Below are 22,618 nucleotides of genomic sequence, written 5' to 3'. Positions count from 1 at the left end.
TTTTACTTCCCTATTTTGGACCGAATTTTGGAGAGAACGGTCTCAAATTCCTTTTTCGCTGAGTCGAATTCGTATAAGGAAAGATTTTCCGTATGAGGAGAATTTCGATTCCCGCTTACGTTTAGAAAATACAATTCCTTGGACACCATTTGCTTCACTCTTTCCGAAGTATTCTCCTGAAAAAAGTCCTCGAATTCCTTTCCCAAAAACACGAGTAAGATTCCGATCGTGCTGGGTCGGAGAAGAATCATCACCTGCTGTTTCCAAATGGCTTCCCATTGTAATATCTCTTTCCAGGAATCGGCGGAACGTTTGAGTTCAGGCTCTTCCTGGAGTACGGACCAGGACTCTTCCTCCCAGTTCGGCGCCGGTATTCCGGAAAGAATGGACTTCAGATTCTTATGATCTCCGGAAAGAAGTCGGTTCAATTCAGCTTCTCCCAGAAAAACGACTCCGGTAACCTTGCCGTTTTGCTCCGTAAGATAATTCCCTGTCGCTATGACGAGGGAATATTCTCTTCCCGATTTTTCTTTTCCTTCCAATCGAAAAAGATGACGATTATTCTTGGTCAGCTTTAAAGCGGGAGATTCGAAAACGGTCCCCGAGGTTTTCTTTCTCGTGAGAAAGAAGCGATCTATCTTTTCCCGAAGATCCTTTAGCTCCCAGGTATAACCTCTGCTCTCACGAACCGCTTCTTTTTCCGGTTCGAAAGAAGCTTGTTTCTTCTTTTTCCAGAAAGCGATCCTGCTCCAGAAAGATTCCTTCTTTCCCTTCTTCTTTGCCATTTCTATTTTCCGTAATCTTCCCTGAGATTGGAAGGCCGCTCGATGATATTACGACCGAGCTCGAATACCTTAGCTTCTTTTAAGAATGTGGAGTATGCGGAAGAGATAGCGATCACGAATCCTGGAAAACCGTCCAAGAATCCGAATTTAAAGAGATAAATCTCTATAAATTTAACGAAGGGTTTTACCAAGGTCCGCAAAAGCGAAAAGCGCTTTTTCTTTTTCCAGCGTGTGAATGCGACAATGGAGGAGAATTTATTGATCGTATCTACCTGTTGGGACAGATCCTGGAAGCTATAATGTAGTATATCTCCGGGAATTTTTTTCCCCTGGCCTTCTACGGATAGGTAATCGTGGGGATTTTCTCCGATCCATTTGGCTTTATTTTTACGAAAGATTCGAAATTTAGTTTGAGGATACCAACCGGAAAAACGGATGAACCTACCCATATGAAAAGTGAGGCGAGATACTTTGAGTCCGTTCAACTCCGAGTCTTCTGACGACTCTAAAAACTTCCGGACGGATTCCTTCAGTTCCTCGCTGAGTCTTTCGTCCGCGTCCAGAGAAAGTACCCACTCGTTTTTGCAGAGAGAGATCGCATCGTTTTTTTGCTCCACATGGCCCTTGAATTTTTGGGAGCTAAATCTCACCTCGGGATAAGAAATGCTGATTTCTCTGGTTTTGTCCGTACTGTCCGAGTCTAGGATCACTATCTCGTCCGCCAGATCTCTGCAAGAAAGAATGCAATCCCGGATATTCTTTTCTTCGTTGTAAGTGATAATGGCTACGGATAATTTCTTAGAGAAGCGTTCCTTGATCGTATCGCTTGTGCGAGAGATTCCCTTGGTTTTCTTTTTTTTCTTAACGGGAGAAGCTTCCTTAGAATGTGCCGTTTCTGTCATATGCGTTTTTCGCCGCGAAAGCGGAAGAGATTCCCAGAATAGGAGCTTTTCCTTCCTTGTCAGCGGTTTTTTCTGGCAATCTGGGGGGAAAAAAGGAGTTTGGAGGCAGAGTGAATCCTAAGTTAGAACAGCTCAACTCCTTGGCGGCCAAGGTCTCATTCTATTCCTTTCTGTTCTTTTTTCTCGCCTTTCCTTTATCCGTTTCGGCGTCTCAAGTATTAGCGGGTCTTACGATTTTCGCATTCTTTTTTTCCGGAAGAAAATGCTTATCGGAAATCCGGCCTTACCTCCTCCCCTGGGCCCTGATCTTAGGCGCCTACTTTTTGGTTTTTGTTTCATCTATTTATCATTGGGAAGAATACCATCGGTTCTGGAAGACATTTACGAGGCAGTCCGAAGCGGGAGATTTTTGGCTGGCCCTGATTTTTCCGATCGCGGCAGTACATTCTTCTCGGGGAGAGAATCGCAAACTCATCAATCGTTTCTTGTGGATTTCTTTTTGCCTGGTTTTGGTTTCCGGAATCGCTTCCGTATTCAGCGAATACAGATTGGGAAAATTCATCTCCAACGGATTCGCTCCCGCACCCGGAGATAGAAGGCAGCATCCAGCAGGACCTCTTTTCGGAATCGCTACCTATCTGCCGATCGGGCTCATGAATACCCACTTGACGTATGGCGGATTACTTTCCCTATACTTGCCGGGACTTTTTCTTTTACTTCTTTTATCCGCCAAAGAAAGAAAATGGAAGGAAAGCCTTATACTAGGCGGCTTGGTTCTTCTAGCTTCCTGGGTTTTCTTTTTGAACCAAAGTAAATCCGCCTGGTTGGGTGTGATTTCCGTAATCGGATTCTTTTTCCTTTCGAATCGGGACCGGTTTCGAAATATTCTTCCTCGACTTTCCGCTTCCAGAATCGCAATCCTACTCGCTCTTCTCTTAACCGCAACGGGAAGTATGTATTTTTTATTCCAGAAGAATTGGCTCTTGCAGAGAACCTTCTCCCAACTGACTTCGATCCAAACTCCGGAAAACCAAAGATATTGGATCTATAAACTCAGCCTTCCCTTATTGGAAAGGAATCCCGTCCTAGGCGTCGGAGGTGGAAGATTCAAGGAAGTCACCGGCGAAGAAGAAATTCCGTTGGTCCAAAAGCACGAGCAACTTTGGTACGAATTATTTATCACTCCCAATAAGCACGCTCATAACGATCTATTGCAATTCGCGATCGTAGGTGGATGGCTCTCGGCTATCTTATGGATGGGATTCTTCTTTCTACTCTTCCGAAAATTAGGAACCATGGAATGGAAAAGCGACTCCTTTCCTTTACTAGGACTCGGATTCGTCTGGGTGGCAGGATTCTTCCAATGCTACCTACTAGACGATGAAGTAGCCTTGCCTTTTTTTGCCTTAGCAGGAGTTCTTTGGGGAAGAGAGAAAGAAAGAAAAGAAGAGTCCAAGTTTGCGATTCTATTCTTAGCTATAACTTTTTTTCTAAACGCCAGCTTTTGGATATGGAGACTATGGATACCGCCTGAGCTTGCCTATTCTCGTCAGGTATTCGCTTCCTCCCCAAAATTAGCTTCCGCCTTAGAAGCGAGAATCCTACCCTTTCGTTCTTCGGAAAAGGAAAGGCAAACAAGAACCAGGGAGTCTTTATCCGTCTCTCCCGAAGAGGCTTCCGCAGAATTTTCAGTAGAGGGATGCCTCACACATAGATATCCGAATCCTACATTTCTAAGAAAGGAACCGTATTCTTTCGGAGTATATCTAGCTCCCGATGCCAAGAATTCTCCCCGTAAGATGTCGGTTACCGTTTTTTCGGAAGAATCTTTCGACGAAGACAAACTCTATTGGTCCCACAGAAAATACGATATAGAGAGTAAGGAAATTCCTCTTTCTATCGGATGGAATCCGTTCGTTTGGGAGGAAACGGTTTCCTTGGCCAAACAAACCGTCTTTCCGGAGATCGTTTTTTTCAGGAGTTTTAAGATTCGATTCTCGGACTTTCGTGAGAACGAGCCGGTGGAATTACCGGCTTTGGATTTCGGAGATCTCTGCGACTTTAAAAAAGAATAGAGACCTAAGTTGGTACCTGGAGCGGGACTTGAACCCGCACGAGCGTGAACTCACAGGATTTTAAGTCCTGGGTGTCTACCGATTCCACCATCCAGGCGGGAGAACTTGGGAAAGGCGTCGCCCGGATTCGAACCGGGGGTCAAGCTTTTGCAGAGCCATGCCTTACCACTTGGCTACGACGCCGTTATAAGGTATGATTTTGGTCCGGGACCCGGTGTCAATAGAAAAGTAGAGGCAAGACTTTGAGGACGTATTTCTACACGATCGATTCGGGAGGCAGGATCTTTCACGAGGGTTCGGAACTGACCGACCGGGATTTTCTAGCATTCTTCTTGAGTCGTTTGCGGGAAAACGATACCGGAAAGTATCCGAATTGCAGATACCTTTCTCCCTGCGGGAAGGAAATGAATTTCGTGGAGACGGAGCATTATCCGATCGTGTTCAGAAAGTTTGAAAACGGAAAACTACAGTACGGACCGGACCTCTATTTGGAATTTCATCCGGAAGACCTGCGATTCGATGCAAACGGAAATCTACTCCACCCCTTCTCGGATTCCATTTGGGGAAGAATTTCCCAAAGTCTACTCTTGCACCCCGATTGGGAATGGAAGGAAAGAGAACCGGATTCCTGGATTCTAATCTGGGAAAACCGGGAGTATTCGATTTCTAAGATCTAAGTGGGAAATCTATTCCCACTCGATGGTTCCCGGAGGCTTATTCGTAAGATCGTAGAATACGTATCTGATTCCGGGGACTTTTTGAACCTCGGCCACGAGCTCGTCCAACACGCTTTGTTCCAATCGAAAGAAACTAGCCGTCATCGCTTCTTGGGAATCTACGGGACGAAGCACCACACTTTTCTCTCCCTCTTTGGAGGAAATAGGAAGGAGTACCACAGGCATTTGCCAGATCCGATCGTACAGATCCCTTTTTCGGAGAATCTTTTCCACGACGGAATCCACTTCTCTCAGAAGATCGCTATCTTTCTTGTTTAGTTCGATCGCTTGGAAATGAAAATTCAGATCTTCTAGTTTTTCGGATCCCAAGAGTAAAACCACTCGATTGATCGAAGCGATTTGGTTCGTAACTACGGTGGAAATCTTATCTAACCGGTCCCAATCTTTTGTGCCGGAAATCACGGCACAATTTGCATAGGATCTTTGGTCTCCCTTAACGCCTACCGAAGCAACCGGTAAAAGTTTACCTTTTAATCCGGAAGAATTTAGAGCCGCGTCCAATTCTTTTTGCACGGATTCGGTGCTGTCTTGTTTTTGCGCGATCATTCGAACCACTAGGCCCGGCCCGGGGAAAGGATGTCTTTGGGTCCATTCTTTGGAAAGGCCTAGGAAATTTCCCAGTTCTCGCACCTCGTCCTTATAGAGATCCTTGATCGGTTCCACGATCTTTCCTTCTTCCATTAATTTTTGGATGGCTTCCACCCGGTTATGGTGAGTCTTGATCGTATGAGAATGTTTGGTCCCCCCGCTTTCTATCGTATCGGGATAGATGGTGCCTTGACCGAGTAACCATTCTTCCGAGTTCAAACCCAGTTCTTTTGCGCAATCCGCTTGAGCTTGCAAGAATAGATTTCCGACGATCTTTCTCTTCTCTTCGGGATCCGTTTTTCCTTTTAGATTCGTATAGAATAATTCGGAAGCGTCATGCACATGCAGGTGGATTCCGTGAGGAGCCAGATTCTTTTGGAGATCGGAAACCTCGTTCTTTCTCATGAATCCTGTGTCGATAAGTACTCCTTTTACTCTTTCCTTTCCCAAGGCCTGGGAAAGTAAAAGATAGCAAACGGTGGAATCCACTCCTCCGGAAACGAGTAGGAACACTTTCTTGTCCGAAGGAACGCTGGCTCTTAATTCTTCTTCTTTTAACTTGAGGTATTGCTTCAGGTCCCAGGTGCCTTCTGCTCCGGAGATCCGAACGAAATTTTTTAATAATATACTGCCTTTTTCCGTATGAGTGACTTCCGGATGGAATTGGATCCCATACCAACGTTTCTCCTTGTTTTCCACGACCGCATACCTGCAATCCTGGCTGGAAGACGTCTGGGAGAATCCGTCAGGCAATCGAGTCACCTCGTCTCCGTGGCTCATCCATACCACTTCTCCACCGGAGAATCCTTCTAAGAGTCTTGTCCCATTCTTATCTATGGAATCCAAGGAGGCGCGGCCATATTCAGCGACTCCCGCTTTTTTTACTTCTCCTCCGAGCAACTTCATCATGAGTTGGTGGCCGTAACAAATCCCTAAAATCGGGATCCCTAACTCGAAGATTTTTTCGGAGATGGAAGGAGAATCCGGCTCGTATACGCTTTCGGGGCCTCCGGAGAGAATGAGTCCGCTCAATTTGGAATATGTTTCTAGAGGCTCGTCGTCGCTCAGTATTTCGGAATAGGCCCCTAACCTGCGGATGCGGGAGGCGATTAAGTGGGCGTACTGGCCGCCGAAGTCTACGATTCCGATTACTTTCTGGTGCTCCATTCAGTACGAGTCCTAGTATGATCTATGGACCTTGTAGTAAAAGGATTCCCAGAGATAAGGTCCGGAAAACTCTGGTTCTTAAAAGAGAGGGAGAAATGAGCCACCGACAAGAGCCGACCGAGATTTCAGCCTATGAAGGGAGACAGGACCATATCCCCAGTTTGAAACTTCCTGAGATAGAATCTTTCGCCAATGTCTACGAAGGGAAGGATTATACAATCGATTTTACCATCCCTGAGTTCACCGCGGTTTGTCCTAAGACCGGGCTCCCAGATTTCGGAGTCATCGAAATTAGCTACATCCCCAAAGCTAAATGCGTGGAACTAAAATCTCTGAAAGAATACATTCTCGCTTATAGAAATCTGGGGATCTTTCATGAAAACGTTGTGAACCATATCCTGGAAGATCTAGTTCGAGCGGTGGATCCCAAATACGTCAGAGTCAAAGGGGATTATAATCTTAGAGGCGGAATCAAGACGATCGTGACCCGCGAATTCGGAAAAATCTGAGCGTGGATCCGATTACCTGGATAGGCTATATCGCCTGCACTCTGACTACCATCTCCTTTGTCCCGCAAGTCATAAAAGTGGTTCTGGAAAAGAAAACCAGAGACATTTCCCGCAATATGTATGTGGTGCTTTCCGTGGGAGTCGCGTTCTGGCTCTGTTACGGAATTCTAAAAAAGGATTTTCCTATCGTTCTGGCAAATGGGGTCACCCTGATTTTCACGGTCACCATTCTTTGGTTCAAATTAAAATCCAAAGACGAAGAATAATCCCACTAAACAAAAAAGCCGTCCTTGGAGGACGGCCTTTCCATCTAAAAGATTCAGGACTCGATTATTTCGGAGCCGCTTGGTCTTTTAAGGATTTTCTTTGGTTTTCCAACTCTTTCTTAGCGTCGTCTATGGAAGATTTTACTTTTTCTTTATCTTCCTGAGCGGCTTTCTTGATGGCTTCTTTTTCGGCCTGTCCTGAGCTCTTCGCTTCTTCTAAGAGTCTTCTGTTTTCATCCTTAGCGCCTTCGATCAGCTCTCGGTTTCTAGCCTTCTGATCTTCCAGACCTTGGAGAATGAGAGCCTTGTTCTCTTGGAAATCCTTCAGGATTTCTTGGATTCTTGCTCTTTGTTCTTCGGTGATGGACTGGATCGTTGCGGAATCGTCTTGCAATTCCTTGACCTCGTCCTCGCTAAGTTTGTCTTCTTTTAGATCCTTACCGTCGGCACTGATTTCTTCTCCGGACTCAGCAGTAGCCTGCTTTTCAGGATTATCCAAATCGGTGACTTCTACGGAACCGTCTCCCACTCGAGTGCTGGTTCCCTTTCCGGTTTCCTCTACGATGAATTCGGTACCTCTTACGGACGCCACCACGGTAGGAGTGGTCACGTTGAATTGGCTGGTTTTATCCAGCTTGGATCCGACTTTAGAGAAGATCTTTCCTTTGTTCAGACCCAAATCCGTGAAGATGGTCCCGTTTGCGGAATCTACGAATACCTTTTTGAGAATGAGGCTCGTATTCTCTTTTACACGAATAAGAACTCCCTCAGCCAATTGGATATCTGCATAAGAATCCTTCCCGGTTTCGATTTTATATTCTGGAAGAAGGAATGTGTCCTGCTTGAGTTCTTTCTCCTTTCCGTCCTTATCGTATATCTTAACGATTCCTTTGGAAAAGGTGATGACTCCTCCTTGGAGGTCTTCCTTCGCCTTCTTACATGCTACGAAAGCCAGGGCGAGGGCCAGAAAACAGGCAATAGTAATACGCTTCATTTAGTTCTGATTCTCCCTTGAGAAAATGGTTTCAGGAAGAATACCGATGAAATAAATTTCCGTCCACATTTTTCCTCACGGTTCCGGAATTATTGCCCTCTCGCCCTAACCCCACTCCGATGCGTTCCAAGCATCCCCCTCTCTTAGAAAACGAACGACGAAATAGAAAGATTAGAACGTCTAAGATACTAGAAGAGAGTAATCTATAGAAAATAGTTTGCGCTTCTGCCCTGTCTGGAAATTGTAGCCCTAGAACCGCTTTTAGTCGGCATTCAGACGACTTCACGAGGAGAAACAGAATGACCAAAATAGCCTATGTAGACAAGGACAACTGTACTTCTTGCAATCAGTGTGCAGACAACCTACCAAAATACTTCCAAATGGACGAAAATGACACTTCCGAAACTCATATCGGAGGAGAGTCCATCAACCAAGCCGAAATTCCCGAATCGGATTGGAAGACCGTTCAAAAGGAAATGGATGAATGCCCAGGCGAGTGCATTCATTGGAAAAAATAAACCCTCGTCCTATAAATAAAAATTCTGGGTGATAAAAAGCGGGCTCGTCCCGCTTTTTTTATATAAAGATCAGTATTCTTGTTCGGAACGTGTGGATCCCAGTAGTTCGTCTGGAATGTCTTCCACTCTGTCTCCGATCTGGATAGCCAAACGGTTTCCCACCCTACCCGGGAGACATTTGAATTTTTTCCTCTCTCCCACTTTCACTAGCATATCGGAACGGGTAGTAGTGTTCTCCAATTTGACCACATCGCCCACTGTCAAATTCATGAAGTCCATAATGGAGATATCCACGGAGCCGACTTCCGCAATCACGGGAATCTGTACCTGATCCAGTCGTTCTTGGATAATAGCACGGTTCTCGTCCAATTCTCCCTTGCGGATGGATGAATACCAATATTGAGCGGAGAGCTTATTGATGATAGGCTCGATAGTGATGTACGGAATACAAAGGTTGGTCAAACCTTCCACTTCGCCGATCTTGGTCTCCAAGTTGATCAAAACCACCATGTCGTTCGGAGGAACTACCTGAGCGAACTGAGGGTTAGTCTCGATGTTACCCAAACGAGGTCGAAGGTCGATCACGGTAGACCAGGCCTCCCTCATGTTCCCGAGAATACGCACGATGATCCCTTCCATTACGCTCATCTCTATCTCGGAGAGCTCTCGGGAAATCTTTGCGGTTTCTCCCTTACCTCCGAACAGACGATCGATGATGGTAAAAGAGATGGAAGGATCGATTTCCAAAATCGCGGAACCTCTTAAGGGGTCCATATTGATGACCGCGAGTGTAGTCGGGTTGGGAATAGAACGAATGAATTCTTCGTAGGTCAACTGGTCCACCGCGGCGACGTGTACATGAACCAAGGCTCGCAACTGTGCGGAAAGGCCTGTGGTGGCCAATCGAGCAAATGTCTCGTGCATCATCTGCAGAGTACGGATCTGGTCTTTGGAGAATTTATCCGGACGCTTGAAGTCGTAGATCTTGACTTTCTTCTGCTCTCCTACGGAAGAATATTCGTCCTCCGCGACTTCTCCGCTGGAAATCGCGTTTAAGAGCGCGTCAATCTCGTCTTGCGATAGAATCTCGGTCATTTTCTCACCTTTGCCAATAGATTAGCGACTTTCCAAAAGACCCCGGATTCCTCCGGAACTCTTCTTAGAGTGAATTCGTATTCGTAACGAACCGGAACTTTATTTACTTTTCTTTCCACTGCGACCCGCACCTTGGACAGGCTCCGATTCACTTTCTCTACCGACAGAATCTTATAGTATTGTAGCACACCGGATCTGTTTTCGGTAAGATAATTCCTGAATTCTTCCAGGATGAAATCCTTCTCTGCCTCTTCGGCCTGGAGCCAATCCTTTGAATAACGGTCATACGCGAGAATGTATTCCGGAAAATGGATCCATTTGAAATGTAGTTTCCAGTTCCCCTTCTTCTCCGCTCCTAAAAATAGATGGATGACTTCTTCCGGCTCCAATCCGTCCGTCTCCGGATCCTGGTATGGAACTCCCGGAAGTATCCAATCCTTCTTACGCTCTTCTACACTGAAATACGGATGGCTTTCGGATCTTAAAAAATGATCCCCATACTCCGAAATATTGGGATAAAAATAGGCGGTTACGAAATATTTCCTTCCTGCTTCCAATTCGTACAATTGATCGATTCGGATTTCTTTGGAGAATGTTTCGTCCTTATGTAAGATGATTTCTTTAACCTCGTCTCCTACGAGATTCTCCACCTTGTTTCTTCTTCTAAGGACCGGATCCGGCTTTTTTTCCGTTTCCAATTTGGAAACGGTGCGTCCGTCTTCGTCCCGAACGATCACTTGGAAGGAACGTAAATCCTTTCCGTAAGGAAAAATTCTTAGTGTCTCGTTTCCGGTATTCTTCACGGAGAGAACTGCCGTTACGGCTTCCTTCTCTCTATATTGCATTTTGGGAAGTTTGATATCTACGATACCCTGGGCCTGGATATAATTCTCGGACACCTCTCCTCTCGCATTCCTACGAGGAAATGCGTCCAGGGTCGTGATTGCTAAGGCTAATAATGTGAAGATGATAAGTTTCCGATTCATCCGAGTCCCGTTTTTTCTCCGGGACGAATCCTCGGAGAAACGATGGAAATTCCTTTCTCTCCTATTAACCTTCGGCAGGAATCCGGGAAATCCCTCCAAAAATACGCTCAAATCCCCTCTTTGTTTCGGTAGAATTTATCCGACTGCGCCCGCATCCTCTATGATATAATCCGCGATTCGGATCAATCTGCCTAGAATAGGCTTTAATTTACCGTATTCCTTATAACATTCTTCGTATTTTTCCAAAATCGGGGTTACGAGTGCGACCGCTTTGGGGGACAAGAATAGGCTTGTGATATTGGATTCGTTCAGTTTGTCCACAGACTCCAGGCCATCCAGGAATTTGGAAATCTCCTTGAACATGGCCTCGTCGCATCTGTCGTTTCTTTCGAATGTGGACTCTATCTTTAAAATATAATCCGTGAGGGTTTGCTTTAGGCGCACCTCTTCCTCGTTTGCCTTACGCTTAGAAGTGATCGTGTTCACCTTGCTGTACCGGGACATGGCTTCTTCGTATGCCTGGTTCACGGATTGACGATTTTCCTGCACTACCCTTACGATATATAGAGTGGACCGGAAATCCCAGGAGCTCTCGTTTTTAGAGCGCAAATCCTCGAAAATATCCGGACCGGAATTCGTAGGAATCAAATCCGAAAGTACTTCGGATATTTTTCCGGTGGAGGCGGAAGATTGGATCTCCTTTACAAGAGATAAAAAGATCGCATTCTGTTCCACCGGAGACGGCATTATTTCTTCTCTCTCTTATCGAAGATGGATACTTTACGAATCGTTACTTTGGCTCCCGGAACATTCGATCCAGGCTTTGGATTGGATACGGCCACGATTCGATCCACTACATCTTCTCCCGAAACCAATTGTCCGAATACGGTATGCAATCCGTCCAAATGCGGAGTATCCACTTGGTTGATAAAGAATTGGGAACCGTTCGTGTTCGGTCCTGCGTTTGCCATTGCAAGAGCGCCCTTGATCGCTTTGTGACTTTGGACCGCCTCGTTATAGCGATATCCTAGGCGATACAGAACTTCCATTACGGAAAGATTCTTGGCTTTTTCCAGATTGCTTTCCAATTCTTCCCTTCTGTCCTCGAACTCTCTTTGGCTCTTGATTCCCATTTCTTGGATGAGATATCTTTGTAGATAATTTCCGTAATAAGGAACCTGTCCGATCTTTTCCTTATCCAGGCCGAGACTCTTTGCGTTGATTTCGTCCGCAAATCTATACCCGGGGGTTCCGGAACCGTCTCCGTAAGGACATCCTCCCTGGATCATAAAGTTTTCGATCACTCTATGGAAAACTAACCCGTCATAGAAGGGACGTTTTTGGGGCTGTCCGTTGCGTAGGGTGAATTCCTTTTCTCCCTGAGCCAGGTCTATGAAGTTTTGCACCGTATGGGAGGCATCCTTATAGAATAGTTCGAAAAGCATATCCCCTTGGCTAGTCTGAATCAAGGCATAGATCCCGGGTTTTTCGGGAAGAGGGGTACGAATCACATCTGCGCGCTTTACTACGACTTCCACCGGATTATAAATCTCCGGAACGTATCTCATCTCCGAATACGGGTTGGTTTTACAATTAGCCGAACCTAGGGAAAATAGGATTCCTAAAGCGGAAACTCCTATAACTCTCAGACTCGCAGAGAAGGATCGAAATAAATGGGTCATGGTGTATTCCTTCGGAGCGCTTGGATGGATTTTTTCGCTAACTCCAATTGTTCTATCTGTCTAGTTCTAGCGGTGCCGCCGAAACTCGCTTTTTTATCCGTGGATAATTCCAAACTTACCGCCCGGAAGTATTCTTCTCCGCCGAAAAACGGCGATATGGAAGTTCTGACTGCTTCGGAAATCGTAAAGAGATTTTCTTTCCTTTCCGTGCATTCGGAAACGAGTTTTCCCACGAGTTCATGAGCTGTTCTAAAGGGAACCTTTTTCACTCCCACAAGAAAATCGGCCAGATCCGTAGCGGTTGCAAAACCTTCCTTTAGGGAACGTTCCCCTCTTTCCGGTCTAAAGACCATCTCCCGAACCATCGCTTCCAATCCTTCCAGGCTGATTAGAATCGTATCCACAGCGTCGAATACGGCTAATTTATCCTCTTGGAGATCTCGGTTATAAGTTAAGGGCAATCCCTTTAAAAGACCGATCAAATGATTCAGATTTCCGGCAACTCTTGCCGACTTTCCACGAATCAACTCGGCAATATCCGGATTCTTTTTTTGAGGCATGATGGAAGAACCGGTAGTCAAGGAATCAGGGAGTCGAACGAGTCCGAATTCCTGAGAAGAATATAGTATGATATCTTCGCAAAACCGGGACGCATGGAGCATGGTCTGTACTCCCGCAAAAAGGAACTGCAGTAAGTGATCCCTACTTGCCACCGCATCCATACTATTGGGAGAAATCCCGGAAGTTTTTAATTCCTTAGAAAGAAACTCCCTGTCGTTTTCGTAATTCACTCCCGCCATGGCTCCGGATCCTAATACCAACCAGTTGGAGGTTTCTTTCGCGAATCCGAAGAATTCCTGGTCCCTTGTGAACATCCAGAAATAAGCCAAAAGAAAATGGGAAGCTCTTACCGGTTGAGCCACCTGCAAATGAGTATATCCAGGAATAATGGTATCTATATTCTTTCCGGCTTGTTCATAGAGAGCGTCTCTTAGAGAATCGAGTCTTTCCTCGATTTCCAAGATTCGATTGCGTACATACAATCGCATATCCTGGGAGACCTGATCGTTTCTAGATCTGGCTGTGTGGAGTTTCTTTCCCACATCTCCCTCTAGGGTAGTCAAACGAGATTCGACATGCATATGAATGTCTTCCAACTCGCTGGAGTATTGAAAAGTTCCGGCCTCGATCTCCGATTCTACTTGGTCTAAACCTTTAAGAATCTTTTGTAACTCTTCCGGTTGGAGGATTCCGATTTTCTGGAGCATCTTGGCGTGGGCTCTACTTCCCTCCAGATCTTCTTTGTATAATTTCTTATCGAAAGAAATCGACTCCCCGATTCTTTCCATGATGGGAGAAGCGGACTCTTTGAATCTTCCTCCCCAGAGTTTTCCTTTTTTAGAATCTTGCATGATATTTAAAATAATAGAATCGAAGGAATCTTATTCGCCGGTTCCGAAAGTCTGGAGCCAATCCTTCAGGGTTTCCAATTCTTCCGGATCTATCTTAGCATCGGGATGCATCAGAAGATAATCCTTAGGAGGCATATTGCCTTCCGTTATTTCGTCCAGTATGTCCTCTGCCTTATCCGATTTTTTGGAAGGTTTTAGCGACTCCCATTCCGAAAAATTCAATTCCTCTCGACCTTCTTCGACATGATGAGCGATATAAAGTGAAACGGGGAAAATCTTGGAATACCAAGGCCAACGAACGATATCCGAATGGCAATCATAGCAAGCCCTTCGAAAAATCTTTTTGACGCTTTCTTCCGTTTTGATTTCATTAGCATTCATTCCCAACGGAGGCTGTACGGGGAGAAATTGTAGAGCTAGGAAAAGGACCAAGAATCCTAGTCCCAGTCGGATCCAGATTTTTTTCATCGTTTCCCGCTAAGAATAAGGACGGGAAGGTTTTTGAAAATAGAATTTTACCCTTTTCTCATATCGGAGCATGGACTTTTTTCAAGACGGACACAATATCGCCTACCTTTGGATCGGAACGGGACTCGTTCTAATGGTAGCCGAGCTTTTTATCCCGGGAACCTTTGTCGTTTTTTTGGGCCTATCCGCATTGATCGTAGGAGGTTTAACCTACTTTCTGGAGCTGGGAATCTGGACCCAAGCAGCGATTTGGGCCTCCCTATCCGGTATTCTCATTCTAATCGGGGGAGCTTTTTTAAGAAAATTCTTTCCTTCGGCCTCCGAAAAGGCGATCCTGAATCCGGAGGACGGCCCGGGCAGGATCGTTCCCGTCACCAAAGATATATTGGTGGAGAGGAAAGGAGGAAGGATTCTCTTCCAAGGAACCGAATGGGACGCCATAAGTAAGACAAAGAGAATCGGATCCGGTAAAAAAGTTAGAATCATAGAAAGAGAAAATCTAACGTTCATCGTGGAACCCTTGGATTTTCCGGAAGAAGTTTGACGAACCAAAAAACAAAGGAGGCCGTTAGGCACCATGTTTCTGTATTTCACATTGGCGTTCATCGCCCTAATCTATCTGGTCCGAAAAACGTTTATCGTAGTTCCCCAGAATTATAGTTTCGTAGTGGAACGCTTAGGAGTTTTTCGAGGCGCTTTAGGAGCCGGTTTCCATTTCCTGATCCCTATCTTAGATAAGGTACGCTATAAGCAGAATATGAAGGAAATCGCAATCGATATTCCTCCCCAGACCTGTATTACCAAAGACAACGTATCCATCCTAGTGGACGGTATCCTGTATATCCGGCTCATGGACGCTTACAAAGCCTCCTACGAGATCGAGAATTTTAGAATGGCAACCATCCAACTTGCCCAAACCACTCTTCGTTCCGAAATAGGAAAACTCGTTTTGGACCATACCTTCTCCGAAAGAGACGATATCAATGCGAACGTGGTCCGGGCCTTGGATGAGGCCACCGACCCCTGGGGAATCAAGGTGACCCGTTACGAAATCAAGAATATCTCCCCTCCGAAAGAGATTCTTCACGAGATGGAAGAGCAGGTAAAAGCGGAGCGAGTCAAAAGAGCGGAGATCACCATTTCCGAGGGAGAAAAACTCTCCCGAATCAATCGTTCCATGGGAGAAAGACAGGAAGCCATCAACCTTTCGGAAGGGGAAAAAATCCGCAAAGTCAACGAAGCCGAAGGAAAGGCGAAAGAAATCGAGTTCATAGCGAAAGCTAAGGCGAGCGGAATCCAACAGATTGCGGAAGCGATCGGAAAAGAAGGCGGATCCGAAGCGGTGAACCTGCAGATCACGGAAGATTATCTTTCCGGTCTAGGAGAAATTCTAACTAAAGCCAAGACGACCGTATTGCCTGTGGAGATGGCCAATATTGTCGGTCTTTTCGAAGGGCTCTCCAAAGTAACGAACAAGCTGCCAGACCTGGGCGGAGACAAGGAGTAAGAAAGCATGAGCGGTTTTATCGACGTTTTTCTAGGTATTTTCTGGTTCGGGGTCATGTTTTATCTTGCATATAAGATTTACAGATCCGTCCGAATCGTATCCGCACAGGAATGTATCATCGTAGAGCGTTTGGGAAAGTATAGTAAGACTCTTCATGCAGGCTTTCATGTGCTCGTTCCTTTTATGGATAACGACGCTTATTACCATACATTAAAAGAGCAAGCGATAGACGTCCCTCCCCAAACTTGCATCACCAAGGATAACGTGAAAGTGGAGATGGACGGAATCCTTTACTTAAGGGTTCTGGATCCCCAAAAAGCGAGTTATGGGATAGACGATTATCGTTTTGCGGTCACCCAACTCGTGCAGACTACCATGCGCGCGATTATAGGTACGATGGACATGGACACGACCTTCGAGACCAGGGAAGCGATCAACAGTAAGATTCTGGACGTTCTAGACCAGGCTGCCGAGCCCTGGGGGGTCAGAGTAAACCGTTACGAGATAGTAAACATCGCTCCTCCTAAATCGGTCATCGAGGCAATGGAAAGAGAGAAGAAGGCGCAAATCACCAAGAAGGCGCAAATCTCCCTATCCGAAGGAGACAGGGATTCTAGAATCAACCGTTCCCTGGGTATTAAAGAAGAAGCGATCAATAAGTCCGAAGGGGAAAAACAAAAACGAATCAACGAGGCGGAAGGTGTAGCTTCCGAAATCGAATCCATAGCGACTGCGACCGCAAAAGGAATCGATCTACTCTCCTCGGCCATTCGCTCCAAAGGTGGAAAGGAAGCCGTTAAGATGAGGATCGCTCAAAGATTTATCAAAGAAGTGGAGAAATTAGGACAGGAAGGAACGGAACTCGTTCTTCCTCTAAATCTTTCGAATTTCAAATCGGTAATGAAAACCGTATTAGGAAGCGAAGAGAAAAAATCTTAAATTGAGATCACCGCATCGGAAAGCCCGATGCGGAACTTCTATTACATCAATCTACGAGAAGGGTCTACGATTTCCGTGATCCGGATTCCGTAATAATCGTCTAGTAAGACCAACTTGCCTTTACCAACCAATTTACCGTTGGCTAAAATATCCAAGTCCTCGCCGACCGCATTGTCCAATTCTACTACAGCGCCTTCGCTCAAACCCAGAACGTCCTTGATATACATATTCGTTCTACCTAATTCCACGGTTAGAGCGATATTAACGTCTAAGAGTAGATTTAAATTGGCGGTATTCGAAGAAACGGAGCTGGATCTAGAGCTGGTCTTAGCGGGGGCAGGAGTCGCAGAAGGCCCTAAGGCTGCGGCGATATCCGCAAAAGAAGGAGCTCCCCCTGGATCGGAAGCGGTAGGACTGCCACCACCACCGCCTGCATCTCCTAGTAAGGAATCCAATTCTCCGCTGAGGTTGAAATCGGCGGATCCTCCGCCTCCCCCACCACCGGAAGGACCGGCCCCGGTTAATAGTGCGTCAATATCATCTTGGGAAAGCGAGCCTTCACCCATAAGAGATTGCCTCCAAAGGTTCTTTCTAAATTCTTCGACAGAACCGAAAGATTATACAAGAGAAATTCTACCGGAGAGAACATGAAACCAGAGGACTGGAACCCGCCGAGCAGACCAACTTCTTCCCTGATTCTGGACTTTAGCCAGGCAAAGAACCTGTTATATTCGGAATTAAAGGGGCTAGGAGTGGAGGATTCACAACTCCCCGCCTTTGTACCGGATAAAAAGGATCTTAGGATCGAATTTCCCATTTCCGGTGCGGATAAGTCCCAACTCTTGGACTGTTTCCAAATCGTACGAAATCATATCGAAAATCTCAGAATCCATACCTTTGAACCGGGATACTATTGCCTACAAGCATTGAATGAGAATTTATTCGAGACCAAGAATATCCTGGATAATGCGAAATTCAGATTCTACTCGGGCAGAAACCAAAACCGAGTGGAAATCACTAAAAAAGGAGATTTCCATCGGGAAGAAATCTTCGCGGCCATAGATCTTTTCAAATATCTCCGCTTATCCAAGCAGGAATCGGTGCAAAATCCGAAAGAATTGCTACTGCGTTTGGGGATAGATGTATTCGATCCGGAAGAAGCTAAGAAGAAGGGTGACTGGATCACCTTCGATGCCGTTGCCGGTTACGAGGAAGTAAAGCGGCAGATTTTAGAATCCATTATACTTCCCCTCCAATCTCCCGGAACATTGGAAGAAGTGGCTAAATTAACCCGGAAATTTCCGGGAAGGGTAAAACCGAGAGCAATACTACTCGAGGGAGAGCCCGGGGTGGGCAAAACCACCATGGCAAAAGTCGTTTCTTGTATGACCGGAATTCCGTTAATTTACGTCCCAGTAGAATCCATTCTAAGCAAATATTACGGGGAAAGCGCACAAAACATGGCTTATGTGTTCGATGTGGCCTCTTTATTCCCCTCTTGCTTATTGTTTTTGGATGAAATCGACTCTCTGGCAGGATCCCGAGACGACGGTTTATTCGAGGCAACTCGTAATATTCTATCCGTGCTACTCAGAAAATTGGACGGCTTCGAAGGGGGACAAAAATCAATTACCCTTGGAGCTACGAATAGGAAACAGGACCTGGATAAGGCTTTGGTTTCCCGTTTCGACCGATCCGTTTACTTTCCTCTTCCGAATGTAAGGGAAAGGGCGGCTATATTAGGGAATTATGCTAAGCATTTGACGGAATCCGAGAGAACGACCATTTCTGAGCGCTTAGAATCGGCTTCCGGGCGGGATTTAAGAGATTTCTGCGATTTCGTAGAAAGGAGATGGGCGGCTAGCCTGATCGAAAAAGGATTGAAAGCCGCTCCTCCACCCTATGAATTGTATTTTGAAACTAGCGCAAAATCGGGAAAATACTAGTTTTCCACCCGAAAATGTAAGTCTTGGCTTTAATCGGGAGTCTATTTTTCCGATACTCAAAACAGGGTTTCCTCGGTTTTTTCTGAGAAGTCCCACGCTAAAGAGACCAAGGAATAGGGTACAATGAAACGCAAAATCGCTTTTTGTCTGGCCGTTTTATCAATCGCCGGCATACTCAACGCTCAAGACAACCAAGCCCAGAAGAAGGAAGACCAACAAGTAGGTGCGGCTATCCTGGACACCGAAAAAGGTCTGGACCAAAGAGTTAGCGCACTGAACGAGAGACTGAAACGTCATACCGTTCTCATGAAAATGAAGGTTCGCATTCTTCCTTTCCGCACCGTTCTATACAAAGGAAAGGCCAATAACGACGAGTGCGTTCCCGCTGGAAGCAACGCTCAGGAAGACCAGGCTAATAACTGCATCCGCGTAGAAGTTTACGATTTCATTAAGGATGAGGAAAGAGGCCAGGGAAAGATCGTCCAAGGCGGACTCTCCAAGTATATGGAAATCTATTTCGAAGGACCGAACACCAACGATCCGGATCCTAGAATGGAACCTCCTCGCAAAATCAGCAAAATCATCAGCAGGGTTTATAAGAACAATTTCCTAATCGAGGACAAATCGGTTTCCGAAATCATCGATAGATCTCCTAACGACCAACCCGGCCATAACGAAAAGATCGAACTTTTCTACCAAAAGAACGGATATCCGGAGTGGAACCGTCCTGAAACTCCTAGCGAAAAGGGAGTGGGTAAATATGTTCTCTCCAACGTGGAAAACACCAAGACTCACCCGATTCGCAACAGCTTTAAGAAAACGTTCTATATCAAACATCTGGACAATTTCGATCGTCTTTTCACCAAGATCTTCGATTATAACGACCAGTTAGGAAATGAGAACTACAAGGAAAACGTAGATACCCTCAAGGAGTCCTTGAAGTACTAAGTGCGTTATATTGTTCCTTGTTCTTCCTGCGGCACCGAACTCAGAATTCCTCTCGATTTGGGAAGGCTGACGGTTCGGTGTCCCAGGTGTTACCATTCGTTCGTTTTTGATCCCGAAGATTCGGCTAGCTTCCGAGGAGGAAGATACGATTCTCCGAGACAAAACTCGGAAAGCGGAAATCCCCGTTCTATGCGGGGATTTTTTCATTTCTTAAGGGAAACTTTCTCCAAATTCAAAGCCAAATTCAGGAAGAATGAAGCTTACGGTTGGGAATCCCCTTCCGCTCAAACCTCCAGCAAATATTCCGAGTCCTTCTCCGCAAAAAGAGAACTCGGTCCTCTTTTTGCCAAATATCTGCTCTTCGCTTTGATCCTCATCGGAATCCTAAGAGCCTGCTTCTTTTCCAAGGATAATTTTTCTCCGAATAGACAAGAAGGCCCTCCTCCTTTCCAAGAGGAACCAAACTCTCCTTCCCAACCGGAAGAGGATCCTCCCCAAGTGGAAATCTGATGAATATCCTACTCTTAGGCCCCGAAGACAGAATTTCCTCCGGGGTGTATAGGGTAAGCCGCAGAATTACTCTAGATCATATTTTTGGAATATTAAAGAAGAAGGAAGGAGATAGCCTAAAGGCGGGCTTTGAAAACGAATCCCTAGGGCTATTTCGAATCCTCCAATCCGGCCCGAACGAACTCGTAGGGAAATACGTTCCTATAATTCGAACCCAAAAACGAACTAGAAGGCTAAAAATTCTTATAGCCGTCCAAAGACCTCCCACAGTGGAAAAAATCCTGCACCTTGCAGGCGTTTGGGGTCTTGACTCCTTGGAGTTCCTGGTCGCCGACCTTTCTCGTAGGGAATATCTCACTTCTCCAGTGTGGAGAGAATCGCTTATCCGAGAACAAATCCGACTAGGAATGGAACAGGGAGGGAATGTGCATAGACCCGAGATTAGAATCTCATTCTCTCCTCCCGAAAAAGGAAAATCATCGTCGGGCTCGTCTTTTCGGGAGAGAATCGTAGAACTCCCCTCTTCTTCCTTTTATTTGGATCCGAAAGGAGAGAGTCTATTCTCGGAGAAGATCTCTCATAAGATAAAATCCGAACCTCTTAAGACGGTTTTACTGGGCCCGGAAGCAGGATGGAGTCCGAAAGAAATCGAATTATTGAAAAGCTCCGGCATGCAAGGAATCCGACTCTCTCGGTCGATTCTCAGATCGGAGCAGGCGTTTGCCTTTTTTCTTTCCCAATGGGAAGCCTTAACTTCCTTTTAAAGCTCCATGGGAAGGCCGCTTCACTAGAAAGTTAAGGAATTCGAAAATAGAACTTTTTGTTCGTCTTGGGCCACGAATGCGTTAGTGGTACTATCATACACCCATCTGCGGATATCCTGAACCCGGATCGTGATAAAGCCCAGGTTCAAGGCCAATTCTACGGCGCCTACGGAGTTGTTGTCCTGCTTGAACATATCCTTATTATCGTCGAAGTTCTTTTTGGTAAAGTATCCGGAAAGCATGAGAGTCGTTCCGAGAGGAATATACAAACCTAAGAAAATCCTAGAATTGTTCGGTCCGGAATAATTCTCGTAGTTAGCTTCCAAGGACATACGGTAGAAGTTTAGAATAAGAGAGGTGAAGGTTCCCTTTAACTTGGGGGCGTCCGGATCCGCAAGCTTGGCCGCTTCCAATTTGGTCATAGGAATCTTGGAATTTACGTTTGCTTGAAATCTTTCTATTTCGTAAAAGCTGTCGAAATACATGGGAATATAATTCGCGTCCATGTTTCTGTATTCGGGCTTGAGTTTTAGATAAATTTCCTTACCGCCTAAGCGAAGCATCGCGCCATAATGAGTACCTTTGGCGTTATTCAGGGTCTTGATCGTATTTACGTCGTAGTACGGGGTTAGCTCCACGTATTTGGAACTCAAAAGTTTGTATTCTGCGTCCATCCCTTGGATGGTCAGCTTTTCCGTTTGGTCTACGAGAGGATTATTATTGGAGTCCAATCTCAGACGTCCTGTCGTATCGAAATCCAATTGAGTAGGAGCCTTGGTGTCGAAAGCGGTTGTATAACCGATCGCAAAACGATTCGTAAAATTATCCTGATTGAAGAATTCCCGCAGCCTTTGTTGCGCCGTTTCTGGCTTCTTATCGATGGGAACCATCTCTTCCTTTTGCTGCTTTGTCTTCTCGTCTTCCACTAAGGCCCGGTATTTTTCCCTGTCCTCTTGGTCGACTCCAGCTTCTTCGTATACTTTCCTACGTCCGGCTTCGTCGGCCACATTTCCCTGGCCCACCTGCATCATGGAGAATAGTTGGGATCGTCCCGTCACGATATCGAATAGCTTAAAAGCCATCGCGAATGGACGAATATAAGCGCGTGCCGACCCTATTTCGTGAGTGTACACCGAATTTGTAAATACTTGCACACCGCCGAAATCGCTATTGAAATCGGCCATGAGACCCACATTATAAATATCAATCCTTTGGTTGTTTACATACCGGTTTACTATGGTTCCATGCCCCACATACCCGTCGAAAATCTTACCTGCAAAAAAGGAGAATGTGGTCTCCCCGGGTTTGTACATCCCGTAGGTTCCATACCAGATATTATTAATAATCCTTAAATAATCGCTTTTCTGATCGTAATCTATCTTTCTGAGACTTCCCAATTTTACGGTGGGATCTTTAGGGTCCTGATCGTAGATCAGAAAGTTCAGAGGAGCGGTTAAAGACATCCCGAAATCCCCTCCGAAATTCAGATTCAGAGTGGGAGCTATATAAAAGTAATAGTCGTTATTGAATTTATTAATCCCCGCGTCGAAGGTAAACGGATCCGGGGGTTGCATGTATTGCCTTCCGGGAGGCATCCATAGCTGTGCTTCCAATTCCGATCCGATAGAAGGAAAGAAATAGACGGATATAAATAATAGTCCGGGCAAAAGGAAAGAATTACGTATTTTCTTGCTTACTTTTAACTTCATAGATTCGCCGGACTTGCCGGAATTCTCTCCCTCGGTAAAAAGAAAAAGATTATCTTTAATATCGTATGCCGAGCTTGGAATCTAAACGACGATCTGATTCTAAGCAGCCCC

Annotated in this window: 24 protein-coding genes and 2 tRNA genes; 12 read left to right on the top strand and 14 right to left on the bottom strand. The window is 45.7% G+C overall.

What is annotated here, in order from left to right; all coding sequences use genetic code 11:
• Window positions 1–2: 2 nt before the first annotated feature.
• Window positions 3–785, bottom strand: a complete 783-nt coding sequence (locus LEP1GSC061_RS07550; protein ID WP_016544973.1) for an LBBP_01157 family protein — start codon at window positions 783–785, stop codon at window positions 3–5.
• Between the two features lie 2 nt (window positions 786–787).
• The gene (locus tag LEP1GSC061_RS07545) at window positions 788–1,687 is read right to left on the bottom strand and encodes a glycosyltransferase family 2 protein (protein WP_016545021.1); all 900 of its coding nucleotides are present in this window, start codon (window positions 1,685–1,687) and stop codon (window positions 788–790) included.
• A 110-nt stretch (window positions 1,688–1,797) separates the two neighbouring features.
• On the opposite strand from LEP1GSC061_RS07545, the gene LEP1GSC061_RS07540 reads away from it, so the two are divergent.
• Window positions 1,798–3,762: an O-antigen ligase family protein gene (locus tag LEP1GSC061_RS07540; protein ID WP_040508259.1), complete on the top strand. Its 1,965-nt coding sequence runs from the start codon at window positions 1,798–1,800 to the stop codon at window positions 3,760–3,762.
• 10 nt (window positions 3,763–3,772) lie between these two features.
• Here the strand turns inward: LEP1GSC061_RS07540 and LEP1GSC061_RS07535 are convergent.
• Window positions 3,773–3,859 (bottom strand) — tRNA-Leu (locus LEP1GSC061_RS07535).
• A gap of 15 nt (window positions 3,860–3,874) precedes the next feature.
• Window positions 3,875–3,945: transfer RNA gene (locus LEP1GSC061_RS07530), tRNA-Cys, on the bottom strand.
• Window positions 3,946–4,004: 59 nt separating this feature from the next.
• Between LEP1GSC061_RS07530 and LEP1GSC061_RS07525 the strand changes: the two genes are divergently transcribed.
• A complete protein-coding gene (locus LEP1GSC061_RS07525; RefSeq protein WP_016544758.1) occupies window positions 4,005–4,439 on the top strand; it encodes a DUF4505 family protein in 435 nt (144 codons plus the stop codon).
• Between the two features lie 9 nt (window positions 4,440–4,448).
• Here the strand turns inward: LEP1GSC061_RS07525 and guaA are convergent, their stop codons facing one another.
• Entirely contained in the window at window positions 4,449–6,254 is a 1,806-nt protein-coding gene (gene guaA, locus LEP1GSC061_RS07520; RefSeq protein ID WP_016544846.1) for a glutamine-hydrolyzing GMP synthase, read from the bottom strand.
• 95 nt (window positions 6,255–6,349) lie between these two features.
• On the opposite strand from guaA, the gene queF reads away from it, so the two are divergent.
• Together queF and LEP1GSC061_RS07510 are read left to right on the top strand one after the other, a co-directional pair.
• Window positions 6,350–6,763 carry a preQ(1) synthase gene (gene queF / locus LEP1GSC061_RS07515; protein WP_040508258.1) on the top strand — a complete coding sequence of 138 codons (414 nt, stop codon included), beginning with the start codon at window positions 6,350–6,352 and terminating at the stop codon, window positions 6,761–6,763.
• 2 nt (window positions 6,764–6,765) lie between these two features.
• The gene (locus LEP1GSC061_RS07510; protein WP_016544262.1) at window positions 6,766–7,029 is read left to right on the top strand and encodes a SemiSWEET transporter; all 264 of its coding nucleotides are present in this window, start codon (window positions 6,766–6,768) and stop codon (window positions 7,027–7,029) included.
• Between the two features lie 64 nt (window positions 7,030–7,093).
• On the opposite strand, the gene lsa33 is transcribed toward LEP1GSC061_RS07510, so the two are convergent.
• A complete protein-coding gene (gene lsa33 / locus LEP1GSC061_RS07505; RefSeq protein ID WP_016545041.1) occupies window positions 7,094–8,023 on the bottom strand; it encodes a surface adhesin Lsa33 in 930 nt (309 codons plus the stop codon).
• Between the two features lie 299 nt (window positions 8,024–8,322).
• Between lsa33 and LEP1GSC061_RS21035 the strand changes: the two genes are divergently transcribed.
• On the top strand, window positions 8,323–8,541 hold the full coding sequence (locus tag LEP1GSC061_RS21035) for a ferredoxin (RefSeq protein ID WP_084680474.1): 219 nt from the start codon (window positions 8,323–8,325) through the stop codon (window positions 8,539–8,541).
• A 69-nt stretch (window positions 8,542–8,610) separates the two neighbouring features.
• On the opposite strand, the gene fliM is transcribed toward LEP1GSC061_RS21035, so the two are convergent.
• From fliM to LEP1GSC061_RS07470, 6 genes are all read right to left on the bottom strand, one after another.
• The gene (gene fliM, locus LEP1GSC061_RS07495) at window positions 8,611–9,636 is read right to left on the bottom strand and encodes a flagellar motor switch protein FliM (RefSeq protein WP_016544795.1); all 1,026 of its coding nucleotides are present in this window, start codon (window positions 9,634–9,636) and stop codon (window positions 8,611–8,613) included.
• On the bottom strand, window positions 9,633–10,622 hold the full coding sequence (locus LEP1GSC061_RS07490; protein ID WP_040508256.1) for a hypothetical protein: 990 nt from the start codon (window positions 10,620–10,622) through the stop codon (window positions 9,633–9,635). The genes fliM and LEP1GSC061_RS07490 overlap by 4 nt, the downstream gene beginning before the upstream one ends.
• Window positions 10,623–10,757: 135 nt before the next feature.
• On the bottom strand, window positions 10,758–11,369 hold the full coding sequence (locus tag LEP1GSC061_RS07485) for a hypothetical protein (RefSeq protein ID WP_016544568.1): 612 nt from the start codon (window positions 11,367–11,369) through the stop codon (window positions 10,758–10,760).
• Window positions 11,369–12,271: a peptidylprolyl isomerase gene (locus tag LEP1GSC061_RS07480; RefSeq protein ID WP_040508254.1), complete on the bottom strand. Its 903-nt coding sequence runs from the start codon at window positions 12,269–12,271 to the stop codon at window positions 11,369–11,371. The genes LEP1GSC061_RS07485 and LEP1GSC061_RS07480 overlap by 1 nt, the downstream gene beginning before the upstream one ends.
• Window positions 12,272–12,300: 29 nt before the next feature.
• Window positions 12,301–13,716 carry an argininosuccinate lyase gene (gene argH / locus LEP1GSC061_RS07475; protein WP_016544406.1) on the bottom strand — a complete coding sequence of 472 codons (1,416 nt, stop codon included), beginning with the start codon at window positions 13,714–13,716 and terminating at the stop codon, window positions 12,301–12,303.
• Between the two features lie 30 nt (window positions 13,717–13,746).
• Entirely contained in the window at window positions 13,747–14,184 is a 438-nt protein-coding gene (locus LEP1GSC061_RS07470) for a heme-binding domain-containing protein (protein WP_016544979.1), read from the bottom strand.
• A gap of 70 nt (window positions 14,185–14,254) precedes the next feature.
• Between LEP1GSC061_RS07470 and LEP1GSC061_RS07465 the strand changes: the two genes are divergently transcribed.
• Genes LEP1GSC061_RS07465 through LEP1GSC061_RS07455 form a run of 3 tightly spaced genes read left to right on the top strand, consistent with a single transcriptional unit; the run spans window position 14,255 to window position 16,630 of the window.
• Complete coding sequence (locus LEP1GSC061_RS07465) at window positions 14,255–14,728, top strand: NfeD family protein (protein WP_016544899.1); 474 nt, start codon at window positions 14,255–14,257, stop codon at window positions 14,726–14,728.
• A 33-nt stretch (window positions 14,729–14,761) separates the two neighbouring features.
• Window positions 14,762–15,691 (top strand): SPFH domain-containing protein, encoded by a 930-nt coding sequence (locus LEP1GSC061_RS07460; RefSeq protein ID WP_016544388.1) that lies wholly within the window; start codon window positions 14,762–14,764, stop codon window positions 15,689–15,691.
• 6 nt (window positions 15,692–15,697) lie between these two features.
• Window positions 15,698–16,630 (top strand): SPFH domain-containing protein, encoded by a 933-nt coding sequence (locus LEP1GSC061_RS07455; RefSeq protein WP_016544530.1) that lies wholly within the window; start codon window positions 15,698–15,700, stop codon window positions 16,628–16,630.
• Window positions 16,631–16,671: 41 nt separating this feature from the next.
• Here LEP1GSC061_RS07455 and fliN read toward each other — a convergent pair whose 3' ends face one another.
• Complete coding sequence (gene fliN, locus LEP1GSC061_RS07450) at window positions 16,672–17,196, bottom strand: flagellar motor switch protein FliN (RefSeq protein WP_016544543.1); 525 nt, start codon at window positions 17,194–17,196, stop codon at window positions 16,672–16,674.
• An 81-nt stretch (window positions 17,197–17,277) separates the two neighbouring features.
• Here fliN and LEP1GSC061_RS07445 point away from each other — a divergent pair, with 81 nt between their 5' ends.
• From LEP1GSC061_RS07445 to LEP1GSC061_RS07430, 4 genes are all read left to right on the top strand, one after another.
• Window positions 17,278–18,576, top strand: a complete 1,299-nt coding sequence (locus tag LEP1GSC061_RS07445) for an AAA family ATPase (protein ID WP_040508251.1) — start codon at window positions 17,278–17,280, stop codon at window positions 18,574–18,576.
• Window positions 18,577–18,699: 123 nt separating this feature from the next.
• A complete protein-coding gene (gene fcpB, locus LEP1GSC061_RS07440; RefSeq protein ID WP_016544767.1) occupies window positions 18,700–19,524 on the top strand; it encodes a flagellar-coiling protein FcpB in 825 nt (274 codons plus the stop codon).
• Window positions 19,525–20,034, top strand: a complete 510-nt coding sequence (locus tag LEP1GSC061_RS22105) for a zinc ribbon domain-containing protein (RefSeq protein ID WP_198014243.1) — start codon at window positions 19,525–19,527, stop codon at window positions 20,032–20,034.
• On the top strand, window positions 20,034–20,798 hold the full coding sequence (locus LEP1GSC061_RS07430) for an RsmE family RNA methyltransferase (RefSeq protein ID WP_016545020.1): 765 nt from the start codon (window positions 20,034–20,036) through the stop codon (window positions 20,796–20,798). Before LEP1GSC061_RS22105 ends, LEP1GSC061_RS07430 begins: the two co-directional genes overlap by 1 nt.
• A 23-nt stretch (window positions 20,799–20,821) precedes the next feature.
• Here LEP1GSC061_RS07430 and impL63 read toward each other — a convergent pair whose 3' ends face one another.
• Window positions 20,822–22,507, bottom strand: a complete 1,686-nt coding sequence (impL63, locus tag LEP1GSC061_RS07425) for a cytoplasmic membrane protein ImpL63 (RefSeq protein ID WP_016544882.1) — start codon at window positions 22,505–22,507, stop codon at window positions 20,822–20,824.
• Between the last annotated feature and the right edge of the window lie 111 nt (window positions 22,508–22,618).

Origin of the sequence: Leptospira wolffii serovar Khorat str. Khorat-H2, assembly GCF_000306115.2 — a bacterium.
Taxonomy (GTDB): Bacteria; Spirochaetota; Leptospiria; order Leptospirales; family Leptospiraceae; genus Leptospira_B; species Leptospira_B wolffii.
Note: the sequence above shows the minus strand (reverse complement) of the source record. Positions and strands in the feature narration are given on the sequence as shown.

Bases quoted from the DNA above. Each gene is read 5' to 3' on its own strand.
- LEP1GSC061_RS07460 (WP_016544388.1), top strand. From the start codon at position 14,762: ATGTTTCTGTATTTCACATTGGCGTTCATCGCCCTAATCTATCTGGTC.
- LEP1GSC061_RS07445 (WP_040508251.1), top strand. From the start codon at position 17,278: ATGAAACCAGAGGACTGGAACCCGCCGAGCAGACCAACTTCTTCCCTG.
- LEP1GSC061_RS07490 (WP_040508256.1), bottom strand. From the start codon at position 10,622: ATGAATCGGAAACTTATCATCTTCACATTATTAGCCTTAGCAATCACG.
- lsa33 (WP_016545041.1), bottom strand. From the start codon at position 8,023: ATGAAGCGTATTACTATTGCCTGTTTTCTGGCCCTCGCCCTGGCTTTC.
- LEP1GSC061_RS07550 (WP_016544973.1), bottom strand. From the start codon at position 785: ATGGCAAAGAAGAAGGGAAAGAAGGAATCTTTCTGGAGCAGGATCGCT.
- impL63 (WP_016544882.1), bottom strand. From the start codon at position 22,507: ATGAAGTTAAAAGTAAGCAAGAAAATACGTAATTCTTTCCTTTTGCCC.
- LEP1GSC061_RS07465 (WP_016544899.1), top strand. From the start codon at position 14,255: ATGGACTTTTTTCAAGACGGACACAATATCGCCTACCTTTGGATCGGA.
- LEP1GSC061_RS21035 (WP_084680474.1), top strand. From the start codon at position 8,323: ATGACCAAAATAGCCTATGTAGACAAGGACAACTGTACTTCTTGCAAT.
- fliN (WP_016544543.1), bottom strand. From the start codon at position 17,196: ATGGGTGAAGGCTCGCTTTCCCAAGATGATATTGACGCACTATTAACC.
- LEP1GSC061_RS07470 (WP_016544979.1), bottom strand. From the start codon at position 14,184: ATGAAAAAAATCTGGATCCGACTGGGACTAGGATTCTTGGTCCTTTTC.
- fcpB (WP_016544767.1), top strand. From the start codon at position 18,700: ATGAAACGCAAAATCGCTTTTTGTCTGGCCGTTTTATCAATCGCCGGC.
- argH (WP_016544406.1), bottom strand. From the start codon at position 13,716: ATGCAAGATTCTAAAAAAGGAAAACTCTGGGGAGGAAGATTCAAAGAG.
- guaA (WP_016544846.1), bottom strand. From the start codon at position 6,254: ATGGAGCACCAGAAAGTAATCGGAATCGTAGACTTCGGCGGCCAGTAC.
- fliM (WP_016544795.1), bottom strand. From the start codon at position 9,636: ATGACCGAGATTCTATCGCAAGACGAGATTGACGCGCTCTTAAACGCG.
- LEP1GSC061_RS07430 (WP_016545020.1), top strand. From the start codon at position 20,034: ATGAATATCCTACTCTTAGGCCCCGAAGACAGAATTTCCTCCGGGGTG.
- queF (WP_040508258.1), top strand. From the start codon at position 6,350: ATGAGCCACCGACAAGAGCCGACCGAGATTTCAGCCTATGAAGGGAGA.
- LEP1GSC061_RS07545 (WP_016545021.1), bottom strand. From the start codon at position 1,687: ATGACAGAAACGGCACATTCTAAGGAAGCTTCTCCCGTTAAGAAAAAA.
- LEP1GSC061_RS07455 (WP_016544530.1), top strand. From the start codon at position 15,698: ATGAGCGGTTTTATCGACGTTTTTCTAGGTATTTTCTGGTTCGGGGTC.
- LEP1GSC061_RS07485 (WP_016544568.1), bottom strand. From the start codon at position 11,369: ATGCCGTCTCCGGTGGAACAGAATGCGATCTTTTTATCTCTTGTAAAG.